Annotated in this window: 2 protein-coding genes; both read right to left on the bottom strand. The window is 39.6% G+C overall.

Going from position 1 to position 1,516, the window contains the following annotated elements; all coding sequences use genetic code 11:
• Nucleotides 1–529: hypothetical protein (locus OA34_RS13830; protein WP_286683037.1), on the bottom strand; the 529-nt coding region annotated here is incomplete at its 3' end.
• A 45-nt stretch (nucleotides 530–574) separates the two neighbouring features.
• Nucleotides 575–1,339 carry a glycosyltransferase family 2 protein gene (locus OA34_RS12230; RefSeq protein WP_286683036.1) on the bottom strand — a complete coding sequence of 255 codons (765 nt, stop codon included), beginning with the start codon at nucleotides 1,337–1,339 and terminating at the stop codon, nucleotides 575–577.
• Between the last annotated feature and the right edge of the window lie 177 nt (nucleotides 1,340–1,516).

Below are 1,516 nucleotides of genomic sequence, written 5' to 3'. Positions count from 1 at the left end.
AGTCTATCGTCTGCATAACCATATTCGGCGATAAAAGATCGGTATTGACGATACCTTTGATGTCGTAACCGAAAGGATTGCCTTTGGCAAACCACGTGCGAACATTTTTCAAACCTTGATTATCGCAAATCACGAAAACAGGCTGTCTAAAATACTCCCATTGGAAAAAGATCTTTTTGAGGTAATACGACCATAAAGCATTGGCATTATTCAAGAGGTAAAAAATACAAACGATAGCTCGTGAAGTCGTGTCGTTGAGTTTTGCCAAAGCGATAATAATCAAAATAATCGCAAACGAGAAGAAGTTAGCCTTGAGCGATAAAATAGCCGCATTGACCGTTACCATTCTGTGCGTCATCAAACGTACGTAAAAATAGCTCAACATGTAAATCAAAATCATCCAGCCGTAACGTGCGAGCGTTTGTGATGCATCCATCTCCAAGAAAATGTCGGCAATGCATAAAGAAGCGTAGAGATTGATCACAAAAAAAATAAGGCTGATGAAAAACTTTAATATAAAATAACGCATACGATGCTCCGTGGTATAACAAGACAATAGTGTAACAAAAGAAGGTTAAAAAGAGGATTTAAACGCGATGAATTTTATCAACGAGCAGAAAATCGAACGAGGAAGCGCGCTAGGGGCATTTTTGAGCAAATATCGTAGTTCGTTGCACGCTTGCCCTATGCCGGAAGATTCTATTTTGCCGTATTTTGCCGCTTCGTCCAAAATCCAACGGTTGTCCTTAAAAAAACGTCCGATAGTGCGGTAACGCCTCCAGACATCCTTACATGTCAAAACGTGCGAATGGTATACTTTCGCCTCGGCAACGTACGCGATCTTTTTACCGTCCATAATCGCACGTGCCGCAAACTCCATATCTTCGTTGGTACACAAATCTTTGGTAAATCCGCCTACCTCTTTAAAATAACGTGCTTTATACATCGCACAACTATCGGAACAAAAAAACGTCTTAATGCCCAAAACGGGTAAATCACGTTGAGATTTCACCCGAGAAATCGGCGGATAGTTGGTCGTGCGCGCAAACACTTCGATCGCATCGGCATTTTCATAAGGAATTTGCCTTGCATACGCGACGACGACCTCGGGATCTTCAAACGCTTGAAGCAAATTTTCCACCAAAAAGCCGTCACATGGCATCGCGTCTTGCGTCATAAAAAGGTAAAAATCCGCTTCGTAATGTAACGCTAAATTACGCGTATTGGCATGGTTGAATTCACTTTTCGATATTTTTTTAATTTCACTATTGGAAATCGAGATTTCTTGTTTACCTGAATTAATCAGTAAAAGAGATGATGCTATAGTTTGTTGTTGCAATAATGGAATGATCTTCTTATAAAACGATACATGTGGATGAAAAATAGGAATATGATCTGTCAACACTTTATGATACACAGAAATAAATATGTCTAGGCACTCATATCGTTTTGTAACAGTTTATTTTCAAAATCAACGGGTGACAAATAACCATTACTAGAGTGCAACCTCTGTCTA

Origin of the sequence: Sulfurospirillum sp. MES, assembly GCF_000789415.1 — a bacterium.
GTDB lineage: Bacteria > Campylobacterota > Campylobacteria > Campylobacterales > Sulfurospirillaceae > Sulfurospirillum > Sulfurospirillum cavolei.
The sequence above is the reverse complement of the archived record's forward strand: the minus strand, read 5'-3'. Positions and strand labels throughout refer to the sequence as shown.